The 17,589-nt window shown below is 65.0% G+C and carries 14 protein-coding genes; 7 read left to right on the top strand and 7 right to left on the bottom strand.

All coding sequences use genetic code 11. The features are described 5' to 3' along the window. Positions 1 to 70: 70 nt before the first annotated feature. The 6 genes from treC to tadA all read left to right on the top strand — a co-directional run bounded on the left by treC (position 71) and on the right by tadA (position 8,076). Positions 71 to 1,720: an alpha,alpha-phosphotrehalase gene (gene treC / locus BM019_RS03475; RefSeq protein WP_092417616.1), complete on the top strand. Its 1,650-nt coding sequence runs from the start codon at positions 71 to 73 to the stop codon at positions 1,718 to 1,720. Between the two features lie 107 nt (positions 1,721 to 1,827). Continuing rightward, positions 1,828 to 3,051, top strand: coding sequence for a maltoporin (locus BM019_RS03470; RefSeq protein WP_092417615.1), 1,224 nt, complete (start codon positions 1,828 to 1,830; stop codon positions 3,049 to 3,051). 60 nt (positions 3,052 to 3,111) lie between these two features. Beyond that, positions 3,112 to 5,649, top strand: coding sequence for a phosphoenolpyruvate--protein phosphotransferase (gene ptsP / locus BM019_RS03465; protein ID WP_092417614.1), 2,538 nt, complete (start codon positions 3,112 to 3,114; stop codon positions 5,647 to 5,649). A gap of 2 nt (positions 5,650 to 5,651) precedes the next feature. Beyond that, on the top strand, positions 5,652 to 5,951 hold the full coding sequence (locus BM019_RS03460; RefSeq protein WP_092417613.1) for a PTS sugar transporter subunit IIB: 300 nt from the start codon (positions 5,652 to 5,654) through the stop codon (positions 5,949 to 5,951). Positions 5,952 to 6,211: 260 nt separating this feature from the next. Beyond that, a complete protein-coding gene (locus BM019_RS03455) occupies positions 6,212 to 7,588 on the top strand; it encodes a multicopper oxidase family protein (RefSeq protein WP_092417612.1) in 1,377 nt (458 codons plus the stop codon). Further along, positions 7,588 to 8,076, top strand: a complete 489-nt coding sequence (gene tadA, locus BM019_RS03450; RefSeq protein WP_092417611.1) for a tRNA adenosine(34) deaminase TadA — start codon at positions 7,588 to 7,590, stop codon at positions 8,074 to 8,076. The genes BM019_RS03455 and tadA overlap by 1 nt, the downstream gene beginning before the upstream one ends. Before the next feature lie 18 nt (positions 8,077 to 8,094). On the opposite strand, the gene cmoB is transcribed toward tadA, so the two are convergent. The 5 genes from cmoB to lon form a co-directional block, all read right to left on the bottom strand. Beyond that, positions 8,095 to 9,051, bottom strand: a complete 957-nt coding sequence (gene cmoB / locus BM019_RS03445; RefSeq protein WP_092417610.1) for a tRNA 5-methoxyuridine(34)/uridine 5-oxyacetic acid(34) synthase CmoB — start codon at positions 9,049 to 9,051, stop codon at positions 8,095 to 8,097. Continuing rightward, positions 9,048 to 9,791 (bottom strand): carboxy-S-adenosyl-L-methionine synthase CmoA, encoded by a 744-nt coding sequence (gene cmoA / locus BM019_RS03440; RefSeq protein WP_092417609.1) that lies wholly within the window; start codon positions 9,789 to 9,791, stop codon positions 9,048 to 9,050. The genes cmoB and cmoA overlap by 4 nt, the downstream gene beginning before the upstream one ends. 282 nt (positions 9,792 to 10,073) lie before the next feature. Next, entirely contained in the window at positions 10,074 to 10,709 is a 636-nt protein-coding gene (locus BM019_RS03435; RefSeq protein ID WP_092417608.1) for a lysoplasmalogenase, read from the bottom strand. A 1-nt stretch (position 10,710) separates the two neighbouring features. After that, complete coding sequence (locus BM019_RS03430) at positions 10,711 to 11,103, bottom strand: protease inhibitor I42 family protein (RefSeq protein WP_092417607.1); 393 nt, start codon at positions 11,101 to 11,103, stop codon at positions 10,711 to 10,713. Between the two features lie 119 nt (positions 11,104 to 11,222). Next, entirely contained in the window at positions 11,223 to 13,643 is a 2,421-nt protein-coding gene (lon, locus tag BM019_RS03425; protein WP_092417606.1) for an endopeptidase La, read from the bottom strand. A gap of 404 nt (positions 13,644 to 14,047) precedes the next feature. On the opposite strand from lon, the gene BM019_RS03420 reads away from it, so the two are divergent. Further along, positions 14,048 to 16,390 (top strand): putative bifunctional diguanylate cyclase/phosphodiesterase, encoded by a 2,343-nt coding sequence (locus BM019_RS03420; RefSeq protein ID WP_092417605.1) that lies wholly within the window; start codon positions 14,048 to 14,050, stop codon positions 16,388 to 16,390. A gap of 102 nt (positions 16,391 to 16,492) precedes the next feature. Here BM019_RS03420 and BM019_RS03415 read toward each other — a convergent pair whose 3' ends face one another. Both BM019_RS03415 and BM019_RS03410 read right to left on the bottom strand, forming a co-directional pair. Continuing rightward, positions 16,493 to 16,786, bottom strand: coding sequence for a hypothetical protein (locus tag BM019_RS03415; RefSeq protein WP_009045413.1), 294 nt, complete (start codon positions 16,784 to 16,786; stop codon positions 16,493 to 16,495). A 221-nt stretch (positions 16,787 to 17,007) separates the two neighbouring features. Further along, a complete protein-coding gene (locus tag BM019_RS03410) occupies positions 17,008 to 17,322 on the bottom strand; it encodes a hypothetical protein (protein WP_087090081.1) in 315 nt (104 codons plus the stop codon). Between the last annotated feature and the right edge of the window lie 267 nt (positions 17,323 to 17,589).

Genomic DNA, 17,589 nt, shown 5'->3' with positions numbered 1-17,589 from the left:
CTCTGTAGGAGCGAGCTTGCTCGCGATGAGGCCCTCAAGGCCAGTACCAACCCCATTGAAGGAGCCCGCCATGCAAGACTGGCAGCGTTCGGTGATCTACCAGATCTACCCGAAGAGTTTCTACAGCCACAGCGGCCAGGCCACCGGCGACCTGCTGGGGGTGGTCGACAAGCTCGACTACCTGCACTGGCTGGGCGTCGATTGCCTGTGGCTCACCCCGTTCCTGCGTTCGCCCCAGCGCGACAACGGCTATGACATCAGCGACTACTACGCCATCGACCCGAGCTACGGGACCATGGCCGATTGCGAGCTGCTGATCGCCGAGGCCGGCAAGCGCGGCATCAAGCTGATGCTGGACATCGTGGTCAACCACACCTCCATCGAACATGAGTGGTTCCAGCAGGCCCGCAGCAGCCTCGACAACCCGTACCGCGACTTCTACATCTGGCGCGACCAGCCGAATAACTGGGAATCCAAATTCGGCGGTTCCGCCTGGGAATACGAAGCGCAGACCGGCCAGTACTACCTGCACCTGTTCGACCATACCCAGGCCGACCTCAACTGGGACAACCCCCAGGTACGCGCCGAAGTGTTCAAGATGATGCGTTTCTGGCGCGACAAGGGCGTGGGCGGTTTCCGCCTGGACGTGATCAACCTGATCTCCAAGCCGGCCGATTTCCCGGAAGACGCCAGCGACGGCCGGCGCTTCTATACCGACGGGCCGAACGTGCACCCGTACCTGCAGCAGATGCATCGCGAGGTCTTCGAGGGCTTTGACCTGATCAACGTCGGCGAGATGTCTTCCACCAGCCTCGAGCACTGCATTCGTTATTCGCAGCCCGAGTCGAAAGAGCTGTCGATGACCTTCAACTTCCACCACCTGAAGGTCGATTACCCGAACCTGCAGAAGTGGATTCGCGCCGATTTCGACTTCCTCCAGCTCAAGCGCATCCTCTGTGACTGGCAGAGCGGCATGCAGGCCGGCGGTGGCTGGAACGCGCTGTTCTGGTGCAACCACGACCAGCCGCGGGTGGTCTCGCGTTTCGGCGACGACGGCGAGTACCGGGTGGTCTCGGCGAAGATGCTCGCCACCGCGCTGCACTTCCTCCAGGGCACGCCGTTCGTGTACCAGGGCGAAGAGCTGGGCATGACCAACCCCGGTTTTACCCACATCGACCAATACCGCGATGTCGAGACTCTGAACATCTACCGCCTCAAGCGCGAAACCGGCGACAACGAAGCGGACAACATGGCGGCGATCATGCAGAAGTCCCGGGACAACGGGCGCACGCCGATGCAATGGAATACCGAGGCCCATGCCGGTTTCAGCAGCGTCGAGCCCTGGATCGGCGTGCCGGCCAATGCTGCGCGGATCAACGTCGCGCAGCAGCTCGAAGACCCGGATTCGGTGTTGCACCACTACCGCCAACTGATTGCCCTGCGCCGTCGCGAGCCGCTGATCCAGGACGGCGAGTATCGCCAGCTGCTGGCCGAGCATCCGCAGGTCTGGGCCTATCTGCGCGAGGGCCAGGGCGAGCGCCTGCTGGTGGTGAACAATTTCTACGGCAGCGCCTGCGAAGTGCAGTTGCCGGAGGGAGTGATGACCGAGCGCATGGAGCAGCGCCTGGTCATCAGTAACTACGCAGACCATCAAACCCGCAGTCGCGAGCTGTTCCTGCGGCCTTACGAGTCCTTTGTCCTGCACCTGATCGACCGCTGACAACCTTCCCCGCATGAGCGCGGCGTGCCCGGCACACCGCGAGCTTTCGCTCGCCGGTAGGGCGGCGCCTGCGGGGCACACACAGAATAAAAATAATGGGGTGGCTTATGAAAACAACAATAAATCGCGGTCTTGCAGCCTCTTGCGTCTGCCTGGCCTTGCCGTTCTCGGCCCAGGCCCTGGAGTTCGCCGGTTACCTGCGTAGCGGCCTCGGGAGCTCGGTCAACAGCAGCTCGCAATCCTGTTTCCAGCTGCCCGGCGCGCAGTCCAAGTACCGCCTGGGCAACGAATGCGAACAGTATGCCGAGCTGGAGCTGCGCCAGGACCTGTACACCCTGGACGACGGCTCGGTGCTCAGTGTCGATGCCATGGCGTCGCTGTATAACCAGTACGACCGCAGCCTGACCTTCCAGGGCGACAACGGCTCGGCGCGCATGCCGCAGATGTATGCCCAGTGGTCGAACATGCCCAGCCTCAATGGCGGCTCGCTGTGGGCCGGCCGGCGTTACTACAAGCGCAACGACATCCATATCTCCGACTTCTACTACTGGAACCAGAGCGCCACCGGCGGCGGCATCGAGGATGTGCTGATCGGCGACCTGAAATACAGCTACGCCTTCTCGCGCAAGGACAACCTGTACCAGAAGGACTACATCAACCGGCACGACTTCAACGTCGCCGGTTTCAAGACCAACCCCGGCGGCGAGCTGGAGCTGGGCCTGAGCTACATCGACAAGCCCGACAGTCGCGACGCCCATCGGGGTTGGGCGATCACCGCCCAGCATGTGCAGAAGGACTTCCTGGGCGGCAAGAACAAGCTGGCATTGCAGTACGGCGAAGGCCCGGGCACGGGGTTGGGCTACACCGGCAATGTGCAACTGGACGACAGCAACAAGAGCTACCGGTTGGTGGAGTTCTTCGACTGGCAATTGACCCCGCGCTTTGGCGGGCAGGTCGAGGCGATCTATCAGAAAGACATCCGCCCCGACGGTAACGACCAGAACTGGATCTCCCTGGGCATCCGCCCGGCCTATGCGATCAGCGAGCAGTTCAAGCTGGTCACCGAGTTGGGCCACGATCAGGTCGAGGCCCCCGGCGGCACGCGCAAGCTCAGCAAGTTCACCTTCGCCCCGACCTGGTCGCCCAAGGGCCCGGAATTCTGGGCGCGCCCCGAGGTGCGCCTGTACTACACCTATGCCAGCTGGAACCAGGCCGCCAAGCGCGCGGCGAACGAGCTGGCGGCGGGTTCGGCGCTGTCCGATACCGGCGCCTTCGGCACGGCCAGGCATGGTGCGAACGTCGGATTGCAGGTCGAGTACTGGTGGAAATAAGCGATGCTGTCGGGGCTCGCGCTCCATCGGCACTTACAAGAACAAACAGCAGGTGAAGTCATGGCTACAACCCAACAATTGCAACTGCTCGCGCCGCTGTCCGGGCTGCTGATGCCCCTGGAGCAAGTGCCGGACCCGGTGTTCTCAAGCCGGGTCATCGGTGACGGCCTGTGCATCGACCCGACCTCGCAGACCCTGCGCGCGCCGCTGGCCGGTGTGGTCAGCAACGTGCAGGACAGTGGCCATGCGGTGAGTATCACCGACGACAACGGCGTGCAGGTGCTGATGCACATCGGCCTGGACACGGTGAACCTGGCGGGCAAGGGTTTTAGCCGCCTGGTGCAGGAGGGCCAGCGGGTCGAGGCTGGGCAACCGTTGATCGAGTTCGATGCCGACTACATCGTCGTGCATGCCCGCAGCCTGTTGACGCTGATGCTGGTGGTCAGTGGCGAGCCGTTCACCTGGCTGACAAGGGACAGTGCGTTGGTGGACAGCGGCCAGCCGTTGTTGCAACTGAGCCTGGGCGCGCCTGCGCCAAGCGCGGAGCCCGAGGAAGAGGGCGAGGCGCTGTTCTCCAAACCGGTGACGCTGCCCAATCCCAATGGCCTGCATGCGCGCCCTGCGGCGGTGTTCGCCCAGGCGGCCAAGGGCTTCAAGGCGAGCATCTGCCTGCACAAGCAGCAGGCCAGCGCCAACGCCAAGTCCCTGGTGGCGATCATGGCGTTGCAGACCGCGCAGGGTGATGCCTTGCAGGTCAGCGCGGCGGGCGCGGATGCCGAGGCGGCGATCAAGACCCTGGCCGAATTGCTGGCGAGTGGTTGTGGCGAGGCGGTGACCGCGGTGATCGCCGCTGAACCTGTGGCGCCGGTTGCCGCGCCAGCGGGCAAGTTGCTGCGGGGCGTCTGCGCCTCGACGGGCTCGGCCTTCGGGCAAGTGGTGCAGGTCGCCGAGCAGAAGCTTGAGATCGTCGAGTTCGCCAGCGATCAGGTCGCGCAGCGCGGGCAGCTGGAGCGGGCGCTGGCGCAGGCCACCGAGGCCCTGCAAGCGCTGCGGGACAAGGCCGCCAGCACAGCCCAGGGCGAGATCTTCAAGGCTCACCAGGAATTGCTGGAAGACCCGAGCCTGCTGGAGCAGGCCCAGGCCCTGATCAGCGACGGCAAGAGCGCGGCATTCGCCTGGAACCGCGCCACCGAAGCCACCGCCGAGCTGTTCAAGGGTTCAGGCAGTCCGTTGCTGGCCGAGCGTGCCCTGGACCTGATGGATGTCGGCCAGCGGGTGCTCAAGTTGCTGCTGGGTGTGCAGGACAGCGCCTGGGCCCTGCCGGAGCAGGCGATCCTGATTGCCGAGCAGCTCACCCCGTCCCAGACCGCCGGCCTCGATACCCGCAAGGTGCTGGGGTTCGCCACGGTCGGCGGCGGGGCCACCAGCCATGTGGCGATTCTGGCCCGGGCCCTGGGGTTGCCGGCGGTCTGCGGCCTGCCGGTACAGGTGCTGGCGTTGGCCAGCGGTACACCGGTGCTGCTGGATGCCGACCAGGGCGAATTGCACCTGGAGCCTGCGCCGGCGGTGATCGCGCAGTTGCAGGCACGACGTCAGCAGCAACAGCAGCGCCAGCGCCAGGAGCTGGAGCAGTCGGCCCAGGCCGCGGTGACCCGCGACGGCCATCACTTCGAGGTGACGGCCAACGTCGCCTCGCTGGCCGAGGCCGAGCAGGCCATGGACCTGGGCGGGGAGGGCGTCGGTCTGTTGCGTTCGGAGTTTCTTTACCAGGACCGCGGCATCGCCCCGAGCCACGAGGAACAGGCCGCGACCTACAGCGCCATCGCCCGGGCCCTGGGGCCGGAGCGCAATCTGGTGGTGCGGACCCTGGATGTCGGCGGCGACAAACCGCTGGCCTATGTGCCGATGGAGCCTGAAGCCAACCCCTTCCTCGGCATGCGCGGGATTCGCCTGTGCCTGGAGCGCCCGCAGCTGTTGCGCGAACAGTTCCGGGCGATCCTCGCCAGCGCCGGGCTGGCCCGCCTGCATATCATGCTGCCGATGGTCACCCAGCTGGCGGAGTTGCGGCAGGCGCGGCAGATGCTGGAGGACGAAGCCCTGGCCCTGGGGCTCAAGGAATTGCCGAAGCTGGGGATCATGATCGAAGTGCCGTCGGCGGCGCTGCTGGCCGACCTGTTCGCGCCGGAGGTGGATTTCTTCTCCATCGGCACCAACGACCTGACCCAGTACACCCTGGCCATGGACCGCGATCATCCGCGCCTGGCCAGCCAGGCCGACAGTTTCCACCCGGCGGTGCTGCGCCTGATCGCCTCCACGGTCAAGGCCGCCCATGCCCATGGCAAGTGGGTCGGCGTGTGTGGGGCGCTGGCTTCGGAAACCCTGGCGGTGCCGCTGTTGCTGGGGCTGGGCGTGGACGAGCTGTCGGTCAGCGTGCCGCTGATTCCGGCGATCAAGGCCGGTGTGCGCGAGGTCGAGCTGAGCCAGTGCCAGGCCCTCGCCGGGCGCATTCTCGGCCTGGAAAGCGCCGAGCAGGTGCGCGACGCCTTGCACCAGCATCGGCAATCGACGCTGGCCCCTTCACCGGTTCTGGAGAACTGAACATGTTCGAGAAATTGCAGCGGGCGTTCTGGAAAGCCCTGACCCCGGACCTGGTGCCCGACCAGCCGAAAACGACGGCCCCGGTCAAGGACGACGCCGCCCTGGACCAGGCCGTGATTGCGGCGCTGGGCGGCGCCAACAACCTCAAGAGCCGGCAGCGTGTGGCCCTGACCCGGGTGCGGGTGGAATTGCATGACCCGACCTTGCTCGATGCCACGGCCTTGCGTAATGCCGGCGTGCCCGGGGTAATGGCGCTGGTCGGCGGCGTGGTGCATCTGCTCGTCGGCCTATCTCCGACGTAGCCGCTGCCGAGCGAGCGAGGCTGCGTACGGATGCGAAGCGTCCGCAACCCAGGCAATGCGTTGCACCTGAGCCACCACGTTGGATGCCTTGGCGGGCGCTGCGCGCCCGTACGCAGCCTCGCAGGCTCGGCAGCGGCTACAGGGGCGGTTACGCCTGCGGCCGGTCACCACGCCGGCCTTACTGTTTCTCAACTGCGGGTGTATCGTATTCGCCTTTTGCGGGCCCCGGCCCGCCGCGGATACGTGAGGTAGTTGAGTCCATGTCCTTTACCCGTCGACAGATACTCGGTGGTCTGGCCGGTCTTGCAGTGGTTGGCGTGGGCGCCGGTGGCGCGGCGCGTTACTGGCTGGGCAAGATGGCCGACGCCGAGGCGGGCCACGATTATCAACTGATCGCCGCGCCGCTGGACGTGGAACTGGTGCCGGGCCACAAGACCGAAGCCTGGGCCTTTGGCCCGTCTGCGCCGGGTACCGAGCTGCGGGTGCGCCAGGGCGAGTGGCTACGGGTGCGCTTCATCAACCACCTGCCGGTGGCCACCACCATCCACTGGCACGGCATCCGCCTGCCGCTGGAAATGGACGGCGTGCCTTACGTCTCGCAATTGCCGGTGATGCCGGGCGAGTACTTCGACTACAAGTTCCGCGTGCCGGATGCCGGCAGCTACTGGTACCACCCCCACGTCAACAGCAGCGAAGAACTGGGCCGCGGCCTGGTCGGCCCGTTGATCATCGAAGAGCGCGAGCCCACCGGCTTCAAGTACGAACGCACCCTGAGCCTGAAAAGCTGGCATGTAGATGAAGCCGGCGCCTTCGTGCCTTTCAGCATTCCCCGCGAGGCGGCGCGTGGCGGCACGGCGGGGCGCCTGTCGACCATCAATGGCGTGTCCCAGGCAGTGGTGGAGATCCCGGCCGGGCAGATCACCCGCGTGCGCCTGCTCAACCTCGACAACACCCTGACCTACCGCATCAACATTCCGGGTGTCGAAGCGCAGATCTACGCCCTGGACGGCAACCCCATCGAGCCGCGGCCGCTGGGCAAGGAGTACTGGCTGGGGCCGGGCATGCGCATCTGCCTGGCGATCAAGGCACCGCCGGCCGGCGAAGAGCTGTCGTTGCGCAACGGCCCGGTGCGCCTGGGCACCTTGCGTTCGGTGGCCAACAGCGACGTGCCGACCGAGTGGCCGCCGGCGTTGCCGGCCAACCCGATCGCCGAGCCGGACCTGGATAACGCCGAGAAGCTCAACTTCAACTTCGAGTGGGTTGGCTCGGTCTCGGTGAACGTGGACAATGGCAAGCCACCGAGCCTCTGGCAGATCAATGGCAAGGCCTGGGACATCACCGACAAGACCTGTGCCGACCGCCCGATCGCCACGCTCAAGAAGGGCCAGAGCTACATTTTCGAATTGAAGAACATGACTCAGTACCAGCACCCGATCCACTTGCACGGCATGAGCTTCAAGGTCATCGCCTCGAACCGCAAGAAGATCACCCCGTACTTCACCGACACCTACCTGCTGGGCAAGAACGAGCGTGCCCGGGTGGCGCTGGTGGCGGATAACCCGGGGGTGTGGATGTTCCATTGCCATGTGATCGACCACATGGAAACCGGCCTGATGGCCGCCATCGAGGTGGCCTGATGCGGCAGATTCGCCCCGCCCGGATCATCGATCGCAGCCGCGACCAGGACTTCATGCGTGAAGCCCTGGCCCTGGCCGCCCAGGGCGCGGCCCTGGGCGAGGTGCCGGTGGGCGCGGTGCTGGTGCAGGACGGGGAAATCATCGGCCGAGGTTTCAACTGCCCGATCAGCGGCAGCGATCCCAGCGCCCACGCGGAGATGGTCGCGATCCGCGCCGCGGCCCAGGCGCTCGACAACTATCGACTGCCCGGCAGCACCCTCTACGTGACCCTGGAGCCGTGCAGCATGTGCGCCGGGCTGATCGTGCATTCGCGTATCGCCCGGGTGGTGTACGGCGCGCTGGAGCCCAAGGCGGGCATCGTGCAGAGCCAGGGGCAGTTCTTCAGCCAGGGCTTTCTCAACCACCGGGTATTGGTCGAGGGCGGAGTGCTGGCCGAAGAGTGCGGCGCGGTGTTGAGCGAGTTTTTCAAGGCGCGCCGGGCGCGCTGATCCGCCCAGACGCCGCAATTACTTCCTGGCGACGATAACGGCGCGCATCGGCGCCGGCAGGCCTTCGATGGTCTTGCTGTGATCGTTCGGGTCGAGGAAATCGCTCAGCGACTGGTACTTCATCCACTCGGTGCCGCGCTGTTCCTCGATGCTGGTCACGCTCACATCCACGCAACGCACATCGCTGAAGCCGGCACGGCGCAGCCACAGTTCCAGGGCCGGCACCGACGGCAGGAACCACACGTTGCGCATCTGCGCGTAGCGGTCTTCCGGCACCAGCACCTGATGCCGGTCGCCTTCCACCACCAGGGTTTCCAGCACCAGTTCGCCGCCCTTGACCAGGCAGTCCTTGAGCGCCAGCAAATGCTCGATCGGCGAGCGGCGGTGGTAGAACACGCCCATGGAAAACACCGTGTCGAAGCCTTCCAGGTTGGGCGGCAGGTCCTCGAACGGGAACGGCAGGTGCCACACCGCGGGCTCCGACAGGTAACGCTGCACCGCCTGGAACTGGCAGAAGAACAGCCAGTTCGGATCGACGCCGATCACGCTGTGGGCACCGGCGCCGAGCATGCGCCACATGTAGTAGCCGTTGCCGCAGCCGACATCGAGGATGCGTTTGCCTTGCAGGTCCAGGTGCTTCGCGACCCGCGACCATTTCCAGTCCGAGCGCCATTCGGTGTCCACGTGCACGCCGAACAGGTCGAACGGGCCCTTGCGCCAGGGCGACAGGCCCATCAGCGCGCTGCGCATCTGGGCGCGGGTGGCGTCGTCGCAGTCAGTGTCCAGGGTCAGGCCATTGAGCAGGTCGATGGTGCTCGGCTGGATCTTCGGCAGCGCGTCCAGCGCGCTCTGCCAGCGCTCCAGGTCGCCGTGGCCCTTTTCCATCTTGGTGTCGAGTTGCGCTTGCAGGGTGTTGGCCCAGTCAGCCAGCGGCGTACCGGCCAGACGGCGGGCGAGGGGGGACAGATCGATCATGGCAAGGCAATCAACGAGGCAAAGTTAAGACACTGGAACCACGGCACGACTTTCGAGAACCCGGCGGCCAGCAGGCGTTCGCGGTGTTCTTCGAGGCTGTCGGGCTTCATGACGTTTTCGATGGCGCTGCGCTTCTGGGCGATTTCCAGTTCGCTGTAGCCGTTGGCGCGCTTGAAGGCGATGTGCAGGTCGGTGAGCAGCGCATGCTCCTCGGAGTCGTTGAAGCGCAGCTTCTCCGAGAGGATCAGCGCACCGCCGGGCAGCAGCGCCTGGCGAATGCGCCCGAGCAGGGCCAGGCGCTGTTCGGGGGCGATGAATTGCAGGGTGAAGTTCAGCGCCACCACCGAGGCCGGCTGGAATTCCAGGGCGAGGATGTCGCCTTCGATCACTTCGACCGGCAACAGCTCCTGGAACATCGAGTCCTGGCCGTTGAGGTACTCGCGGCAGCGCTCGACCATGGCCGCCGAGTTATCCACCGCGATCACCCGGCAGCCGTCGGTGCGCACATGGCGGCGCAGGGCCTGGGTCACGGCGCCGAGGGACGAGCCCAGGTCGTAGAGCACGCTGTTGGGCTGGGCGAACTGGGCGGCGAGCACGCCGAGGTTCTCGACAATGGTCGGGTAACCCGGCACCGAGCGCTTGATCATGTCCGGGAACACCCGCACCACGTCCTCGTTGAAGGCGAAGTCGGGCACCTGGGCCAGGGGCTGGGCGAAAAGGCGGTCGGGTTCTTTGCTCACGGCGGTTCCAGCGGTGGAGATAGAAAGAGGGGCGGCATTGTAGCCGCTGACGCAGGCTGCGATAAGGCCCGAAGGGCCTTCGGGGCCTCAAGGGCGACACAAGGTTGATGCCCACCTGTGGCCCTGTAGCCGCTGCCGAGCTTGCGAGGCTGCGCACGAGGACGTAGTCCTCGCCAAGCCTGTGCATGGGGTTTATCTGAAGAGCCGTGGCGACTGGTTTTACGGCCGCTGCGCAGCCGATCGCAGCCTCGCGGGCTCGGCAGCGGCTACAGGGCTACAGGTTCAGCGGGGCTTCTGGCGGAAGGCCGAGGCTGCAATCCCCCATTGCCCCAGCCAGTAACTGAGGATGATCAGGTAGGGCGCGGCATCGAAGGCCACCACAAAACGGCTGATGCCGATCATGCTGTCGGAGAACACAAAGGCCACGGCGCCGGCGGCGGCCAGTTGCGCCGAGCGCTTGGGCACCTCACTGCCCAAGCGAGCCAGGGCGCGCCAGAGCATGGCGCTGATGGCCAGGCCGTAGACGATCACCGGCACCAGCAACGGGCCGAGGCCATGGCTGATCAGGAGGCCCAGCAACGCCGCGCCGACGACCAGGGCCAGCAGCAGGGGCAAGGGCGCCAGGCGCCGGCAATCGCTGGTATAGGCCTTGAGGTAGGCCAGGTGCGCAACCAGGAAGGCCCCGAGGCCGAACACGAACAGGTCGGCGGGCCAGGCCAGCAGCACGTCGCCGAGCAGGGAGAACAACAGGCCGAGGCTGATCCAGCGGCGATAGTCGCTGGGGGGCGCATCGTGCAGCCAGCCAAGCAGGGCCAGCACCGGCAGCGGCTTGACCAGCAGGCACAGCAGGGTGGCGTGGATGCTCAGGCCGTAGAGGAAGGTCACCGCGCCCATCAGCGCCAGGATCAGCCAGCCCATGTCATTTGACCGAAATGGTGCAGTCGAAGGCTTTCACCGGCGCGACTTCCGGAGCCCAGGGCTGTTGATAGGTCAGCAGCAGGCGCCCGGTGCCGGCGGCGAAGGCCTGGAAGCGCCAGGTGGACTGGCCGGCGCTGCCTACCAGGCCGCTGTCTTCGGGGTTGCTGTAGACCTCGGGGCTGATTTTGCGCAGCACGCCGCCGGCCGAGTCCTGGATCGCCCAGCGATAACCCGTGGTCGGGTTGCTCGGCAGGGTCAGGATCAGGTTTTGCCCGTTGCTCAGTTGCACTGGGCATTCGCTCTGGTTCTCGACCGTGACGTTGTGCTTGGGTTGGCTGGCGCAGGCGGCGAGCAGGGCGAGGCTGAGGGGCAGCAACAGACGAATCGGTGACATGGGTCAGAAAGCTCCGGTCATGACAAAGGGCGAGCATAACCGAAGATTGAGGAATATGTGGTGGGGCAGGCGAGGCGTTGTAGGAGCAGCCGGTCGACGCTGCTCCTACAGATCCGCGTTTAGAACAACACTTTCGCCACATCGGCGAAACGCTTGGCGAAGTGCACGGTGATGCCTTCCTTGAGGTAGTCCGGCAGCTCTTCGAAGTGGCCGCGGTTGGCTTCCGGCAGGATCAGCTCGTAGAGCTTCTGCCGGCGCGCCGCGATGACCTTCTCGCGCACCCCGCCGATGGGCAGGACATGCCCGGTCAGGGTCAGCTCGCCGGTCATGGCCACGCCCTTTTTCGGCGGCTGGTTGCGCGCCAGCGACAGCAGGGCGCTGGCCATGGTCACCCCGGCGCTCGGGCCATCCTTCGGCGTGGCGCCTTCCGGCACGTGCAGGTGGACGAATGCCTCGTCGAAGAACTTGGCATCGCCACCGAACTGCTTGAGGTGCGAGGTGACGTAGCTGTAGGCGATTTCCGCCGACTCCTTCATCACATCGCCCAATTGCCCGGTGAGCTTGAAGCCACGGTTGAGGGTATGAATCCGCGTGGCTTCGATCGGTAGCGTGGCGCCGCCCATGCTGGTCCAGGCCAGGCCGGTGATCACCCCGGTGCCGCTGAGCACCTGCTCGTTGCGGAACACCGGCATGCCCAGGGAGGCTTCCAGGTCCTTGGTGCCGAGCTTGATCACCGCGTCCGGATCTTCCAGCAGCCGCACCACGGCCTTGCGCACCAGTTTGCCCAGCTGTTTTTCCAGCTGGCGCACGCCGGCCTCGCGGGCGTAACCATCGATCACCGCGCGCAGGGCCGCGTCGCTGATACTCAGGTTAGCCTTGGACACACCCGCCTTTTCCAGCTGCTTGGGCCACAGGTGGCGCTTGGCGATGGCCAGTTTTTCCTCGGTGATGTAGCCCGACAGGCGAATCACTTCCATCCGGTCCAGCAACGGGCCGGGAATCGAATCCAGGGTGTTGGCGGTGCATACGAACAGCACTTTCGACAGGTCCAGGCGCAGGTCCAGGTAGTGGTCGAGGAATTCCACGTTCTGTTCCGGGTCGAGGGTTTCCAGCAGCGCCGAGGCCGGGTCGCCCTGGTAGCTCTGGCCCATCTTGTCGATCTCGTCGAGCATGATCACCGGGTTCATCACCTCGACGTCTTTCAACGCCTGCACCAGCTTGCCCGGCAAGGCGCCGATGTAGGTGCGGCGGTGGCCCTTGATCTCGGCCTCGTCACGCATGCCGCCGACGCTAAAGCGGTAGAACGGCCGGCCCAGGGATTCGGCGATGGACTTGCCGACACTGGTCTTGCCCACGCCGGGCGGGCCCACCAGCAGCACGATGGAGCCGCTGATCTCGCCCTTGTAGGCGCCGACCGCGAGGAATTCGAGAATCCGGCTCTTGATGTCGTCGAGCCCGGCGTGGTGCTGGTCCAGCACCTTGCGCGCATGCTTGAGGTCGAGCTTGTCCTCGCCGTACACGCCCCAGGGCACCGCGGTGGCCCATTCCAGGTAGTTGCGGGTGACCGCGTACTCCGGCGAGCCGGTCTCGAGGATCGACAGTTTGTTCATTTCCTCCACGATGCGCTTTTGCGCTTGAGGAGGCAGGACCTTGCCAGTCAGGCGCTGCTCGAACTGCTCGATGTCGGCGCTGCGATCGTCCTTGGTCAGGCCCAGCTCCTGCTGGATGACCTTGAGCTGTTCCTTGAGGAAGAACTCGCGCTGATGCTCGCCGATCTTGCGATTGACCTCGGCGGAAATCTCTTTCTGCAGGCGCGCGACCTCGACTTCCTTGCGCAGCATCGGCAGGACTTTCTCCATGCGCTTGAGCATCGGCACGCAGTCGAGCACTTCCTGCAGTTCGTTGCCGGTGGCCGAGGTCAGCGCGGCGGCGAAGTCGGTCAGCGGCGACGGGTCGTTGGGGCTGAAGCGGTTGAGGTAGTTCTTCAGCTCTTCGCTGTACAGCGGGTTGAGCGGCAGCAGTTCCTTGATCGCATTGATCAGTGCCATGCCGTAGGCCTTGACCTCGTCGGTCGGCTCGCTCGGCTGGTGCGGGTACTCGACCTCCACCAGGTAGGGCGGGCGATGGTGCTTGAGCCAGGTGCGGATGCGCACGCGGGTCAGGCCCTGGGCCACGAACTGCAACTTGCCGTTTTCGCGGCTGGCGTGGTGCACCTTGACCAGGGTGCCGTACAGCGGCAGGGCCGAGGTGTCGAAATGGCGCGGGTCTTCCGGCGGGGTGTCCATGAAGAACAGCGCCAGGGAATGGTGTTCGGACTTGCTCACCAGCTCCAGGGTTTCGGCCCAGGGTTCTTCATTGACGATCACCGGCAAGACTTGCGCGGGGAAGAACGGCCGATTGTGGATCGGGATGATGTAGACCTTGTCCGGCAGATTCTGCCCAGGCAGGGCCAGACCCTTGCCGGAGGAGGTATGGAGTTCGGCGTTTTCCGGGTCGGCGTATTCACTCATGGTTTCAGGAAGTTCTTGCTGGTCGCTCATGGGGCACCTGCGCAATGGGGTATGCGAAGTTAGATGGGGCAGGTGACGAGCGGTTTCAATGGTGCCCGGGCCGGATCAATTATTTCAGTCCTTGTCGCCGCAACGCAGGGCAGCCTCCAAAGCGCTGATTGTGAGGCTGTCATTTCTGCGCAAGAACGTTGGTAAATTGGCGGTGACAAAAAAATGACTTTATGAACCCCCTGATTTTATTGCGTGATCTTCTTCTCTTGGCAGTCTAATCTGGACCGATTAAATGTTGTCAGGGAAATGGCATTTATTTGACGCATCTTAAGCTGCCCAGAGGGACGCGTAATGATCAAAGGACTTTTCAGCGGGGAGCGGCGGGTGTCGCCGTGGGGGTGCAGGGGCGACAACAGTGAGGTCGCGGCGACGAGAGCCGTCTCATGAAGTGGCGCCATACGTTCCAGGTAAGGATCACTGGGGTATTGGCGTTGTTGCTGTTGATCGTGATCGGGGTGGTGTATTTCGCCGTCAAGGCCGCGACCAATCATGCGGTGGAAAACCAGGCGCAAGTGCAGCTGCAAACCGGCACCCGGGTCTTCGAACGCCTGCTGGAACTGCGCGGTCGGCGCTTGCGTTATGGCGTGGACTGGCTGGTGGTGGACGCGCAGTTCCGTGAGGCGGTGATCAGCGGCGACTCGCAGGCGATTCTCGAGGCGCTGCGTCAGCATGGTACCGGCACCCGCGGCAGCGAGCTGTTCGTGCTCGGCGCCGAAGGCACGGTGATCGCCAGCACCCTGGGGGCGATCGCCGAGCGTGAGCATTTCCCCTACGACCGAGCCTTGCGCACGGCCCTGCGGCAGAACAAAAGCATGTTGATCGTCGCGCTCAAGGGCCAGCCTTATCTGCTGGTACAGGGGCAGGTGCTGACGCCGATGCACATGAATCGGGTGGTCATGGCGTTTCGCATGGACGACCTGTTCGCCAGCGAGTTGCGTTCCATGAGCAACCTGGAGGTGTCCTTCCTCACCCTGCAGGACGGGCGCGCGGGGGAGCTGTTCAGCACTCAGCCGGATATTTTCTGGGCGACCATCATCACCACCCTGCGCAATGCGTCCTGGCGCGCGCGACCACAGTTGAGCGATGCCCACGGCAAGCGCTTCCTCAATCAGGCCCTGCAGCTGGCCAATACCGACGATCCCGACGACCCCAAGGTTCTGGCGTTGCTGCAAAGCCCGCTGGATCACGCCTTGCAGGCCTTTGCGCCGCTGGACCGCGAGTTCCTGGTGATTGCCCTGGCGGCGCTGGTGGTGTCGCTGGCCGGCGCCCTGTTCATGGCGCGGCGGGTGTCGCGGCCATTGAATGTGCTGGCCGATGCCGCCCAACGCATCGGCGCCGGCAACTACCAGGTGCCGGTGGTGCTCAAGCGCACCGACGAGTTCGGCTTGCTGGCCGAGGCGATCAACGCCATGCAGAGCGGGATTGCCAGCCGCGAGCTGCAACTGGCCCACAACGCCCTGCACGATCCCCTGACCGGCCTGCCCAACCGGGCGCTGGCCATGGAGCGCCTGAGCAACGCCATCAGCGCCGGGCGCAAGGTGGTGCTGCTGTACCTGGGGATCGAGGACTATCGGGCGATCAACGAAGGCCTGGGCCCGGAAGGGGTGGAGCAAATGATGCGCGAAGTCAGCCGGCGGCTGTCGGAGACGGTGTCCACCGGCGACACCGCCGCGCGCATCACCGCCAACGAGTTTCTGTTGCTGCTGGAAAATACCGAGATCGATGGCGCGGTGGCCATGGCCGACCGGCTCCATGCGTTGTTGAGCCGGCCGCAGCCCCTGCGTGGCGATGAAGTGCAGCGCCAGGTGTGCATCGGCGTGGCGGTCTACCCCACCGACGGACAATCGGCGGAAGAGCTGATCAGCCGCGCCGCCATCGCCCGCCACGATGCGGCCGCCCAGCCCGGTTACCTGCAGATCTACCAGCAGGACCGCGACCTGGCCCATCAGCGCCAGATCGGACTGATCCGCGACCTGCGCCGGGCCGCGGCGGAAGGCGAGCTGTTCTTGCTGTACCAGCCCAAGCTGGACCTGCGTCACGGCCATGTGCACCAGGCCGAAGCCCTGCTGCGCTGGCAGCATCCGGAATTCGGCATGGTCTCGCCGGCGGAGTTCATCCCCCTGGCCGAGCGGACCGGCAGCATGAACAGCCTGACCCTGTGGGTGATCGAGGAGGGCATGCGGCAACTGGCCGAATGGAACATGCGCGGGCTGCATCTGCAGTTGTCGCTGAACATCTCGGCGGACGACCTGCATGGCCACGACCTGGCGGCGCGGGTGAGCGTGTTGCTGCAGCGTTATCGATTGTCCGCCGAGCAGCTGATTTTCGAGATCACCGAAAGCGCGATCATGCGTCATCCGGAGCAGGCGCTGGAGGTGTTGCAGAGCCTACGCGACTGCGGCATCAGCCTGTCGGTGGACGACTTCGGCACCGGCTACTCGTCGCTGGCGCAATTGCAGCGGCTGCCGGTGCAGGAGTTGAAGATCGACCAGTCGTTTATCCGCAACCTCGACGAAACCAGCGGCGACGCGGTGATCGTGCGTTCCACCATCGAGATGAGCCACAACCTGGGGCTCAAGGTGGTGGCCGAAGGGGTGGAGCAGGAGCGCAGCCTGCGCCTGCTGGAGCGCTGGCATTGCGACACGGCCCAGGGCTACCTGATCAGCCGGCCGCTGACTGCCACAGCCTTCGAGGCCTGGCTGTTGAAGTCGCGGATTTCCAGCTGAGCAGCCCTGTGTGGCCGCACCGGGCGCTGCAGCCAGAGATCTGCAGGCCCTGCTTCACGGTGTGAAGTCTGGCGCCATGAACCCTCGGCGATGGGCCGCGGCTTACTGCTTGGTGCACTCGGCGGGGAGCGCCACGACGCCGCCCATGGAGGCGAAGGCGACCATGCCGCCACTGGGCAGGATGCAATTGTATTCGCCGTTGCTGGTGCTGGCGGTGAAGTAGGTCTGGGACGCGTCGCTACGCACATTGGAGACCGTGGTCACGGGCTTGCCGAGGGTGGTCTGGGCGCGGTTCTTGAGGTCGTCGTTGCTGGGTTTGGCAATGGCGCAACCGCCCAGGGCGAGCGCCAGGATACTCAGCAGGGCGAGGGGACGAGCAGTGGGGTGGAGGTTCATGGTGATTCTTCCTTGGCATTATTGTGTTTTCTACGGCGCAGCCGACCCCGACACCGCAGAGCGGCGGTGTTGAGAAGAGCGAGCGAGTGAGTGGTTGGCACTATATCGCCGGGGTGGGGGAGGGTCGATTAGCACAGATGGGCTAATGTCCCTTTGCAATGACCGGGTTGAGGACGGCGTCGGCGCAGGGCCGGCTGGAGTCGCCGGCCCCGGATCGAGGTTCAGCTCAGCAGTTGTTCCTGCAGGCGCCGGCCGAGTACGTCCAGCAGGTCGCAACCGTCGCGCAGGGGGATGACGCAGAGCTGGGCGAAATCCTGGAGCAGCGCCGGGTTGCCGTGCAGGTTGGCGTCGCTGGCGAGGTTTTCCAGCAACTGGGCCGCGGCGCGGATGCGGTGGGCGGCGGCTTCGTGCAGCACATCCAATGGCGCCTCGGTGTCGATCAGCAAGGCGGGGATGGTGCAGTCGTTGCTGGTCAGGGCCATGTAGCGGCGGGGTGAGGTGGGTAGGGCGGGTGTATCGGAAACAACCTTTTTCATTGAACTGGCTCCAGTGCGCCCAGGGTCATCAAAAGGGTTCCTACGCCCTGTCACTGAGTTTGCAGTGACAGACTAAACCATAGAGTCCGGGGCCCGGCGGGACAAGGTGATGGGAGTCGACGCGTGTTGTAGGAATTTTCGCTGTAGCCACTGCCACAACGATCTCGGCTCAACATTGGCCCTGTAGCCGCTGCCGAGCCCGCGAGGCTGCGATAAGGTCCGCAGGGCCTTGGTTCCCGATCTTGCGCCAAACCTCCAGAGGCCTTC

Origin of the sequence: Pseudomonas sp. NFPP07 (assembly GCF_900115645.1) — a bacterium.
In the GTDB taxonomy this organism is placed as follows: Bacteria; Pseudomonadota; Gammaproteobacteria; order Pseudomonadales; family Pseudomonadaceae; genus Aquipseudomonas; species Aquipseudomonas chlororaphis.
Note: the sequence above shows the minus strand (reverse complement) of the source record. Positions and strands in the feature narration are given on the sequence as shown.

Bases quoted from the DNA above. Each gene is read 5' to 3' on its own strand.
- treC (WP_092417616.1), top strand. From the start codon at position 71: ATGCAAGACTGGCAGCGTTCGGTGATCTACCAGATCTACCCGAAGAGT.
- BM019_RS03470 (WP_092417615.1), top strand. From the start codon at position 1,828: ATGAAAACAACAATAAATCGCGGTCTTGCAGCCTCTTGCGTCTGCCTG.
- ptsP (WP_092417614.1), top strand. From the start codon at position 3,112: ATGGCTACAACCCAACAATTGCAACTGCTCGCGCCGCTGTCCGGGCTG.
- BM019_RS03460 (WP_092417613.1), top strand. From the start codon at position 5,652: ATGTTCGAGAAATTGCAGCGGGCGTTCTGGAAAGCCCTGACCCCGGAC.
- BM019_RS03455 (WP_092417612.1), top strand. From the start codon at position 6,212: ATGTCCTTTACCCGTCGACAGATACTCGGTGGTCTGGCCGGTCTTGCA.
- tadA (WP_092417611.1), top strand. From the start codon at position 7,588: ATGCGGCAGATTCGCCCCGCCCGGATCATCGATCGCAGCCGCGACCAG.
- cmoB (WP_092417610.1), bottom strand. From the start codon at position 9,051: ATGATCGATCTGTCCCCCCTCGCCCGCCGTCTGGCCGGTACGCCGCTG.
- BM019_RS03435 (WP_092417608.1), bottom strand. From the start codon at position 10,709: ATGGGCTGGCTGATCCTGGCGCTGATGGGCGCGGTGACCTTCCTCTAC.
- BM019_RS03430 (WP_092417607.1), bottom strand. From the start codon at position 11,103: ATGTCACCGATTCGTCTGTTGCTGCCCCTCAGCCTCGCCCTGCTCGCC.
- lon (WP_092417606.1), bottom strand. From the start codon at position 13,643: ATGAGCGACCAGCAAGAACTTCCTGAAACCATGAGTGAATACGCCGAC.
- BM019_RS03420 (WP_092417605.1), top strand. From the start codon at position 14,048: ATGAAGTGGCGCCATACGTTCCAGGTAAGGATCACTGGGGTATTGGCG.
- BM019_RS03415 (WP_009045413.1), bottom strand. From the start codon at position 16,786: ATGAACCTCCACCCCACTGCTCGTCCCCTCGCCCTGCTGAGTATCCTG.
- BM019_RS03410 (WP_087090081.1), bottom strand. From the start codon at position 17,322: ATGAAAAAGGTTGTTTCCGATACACCCGCCCTACCCACCTCACCCCGC.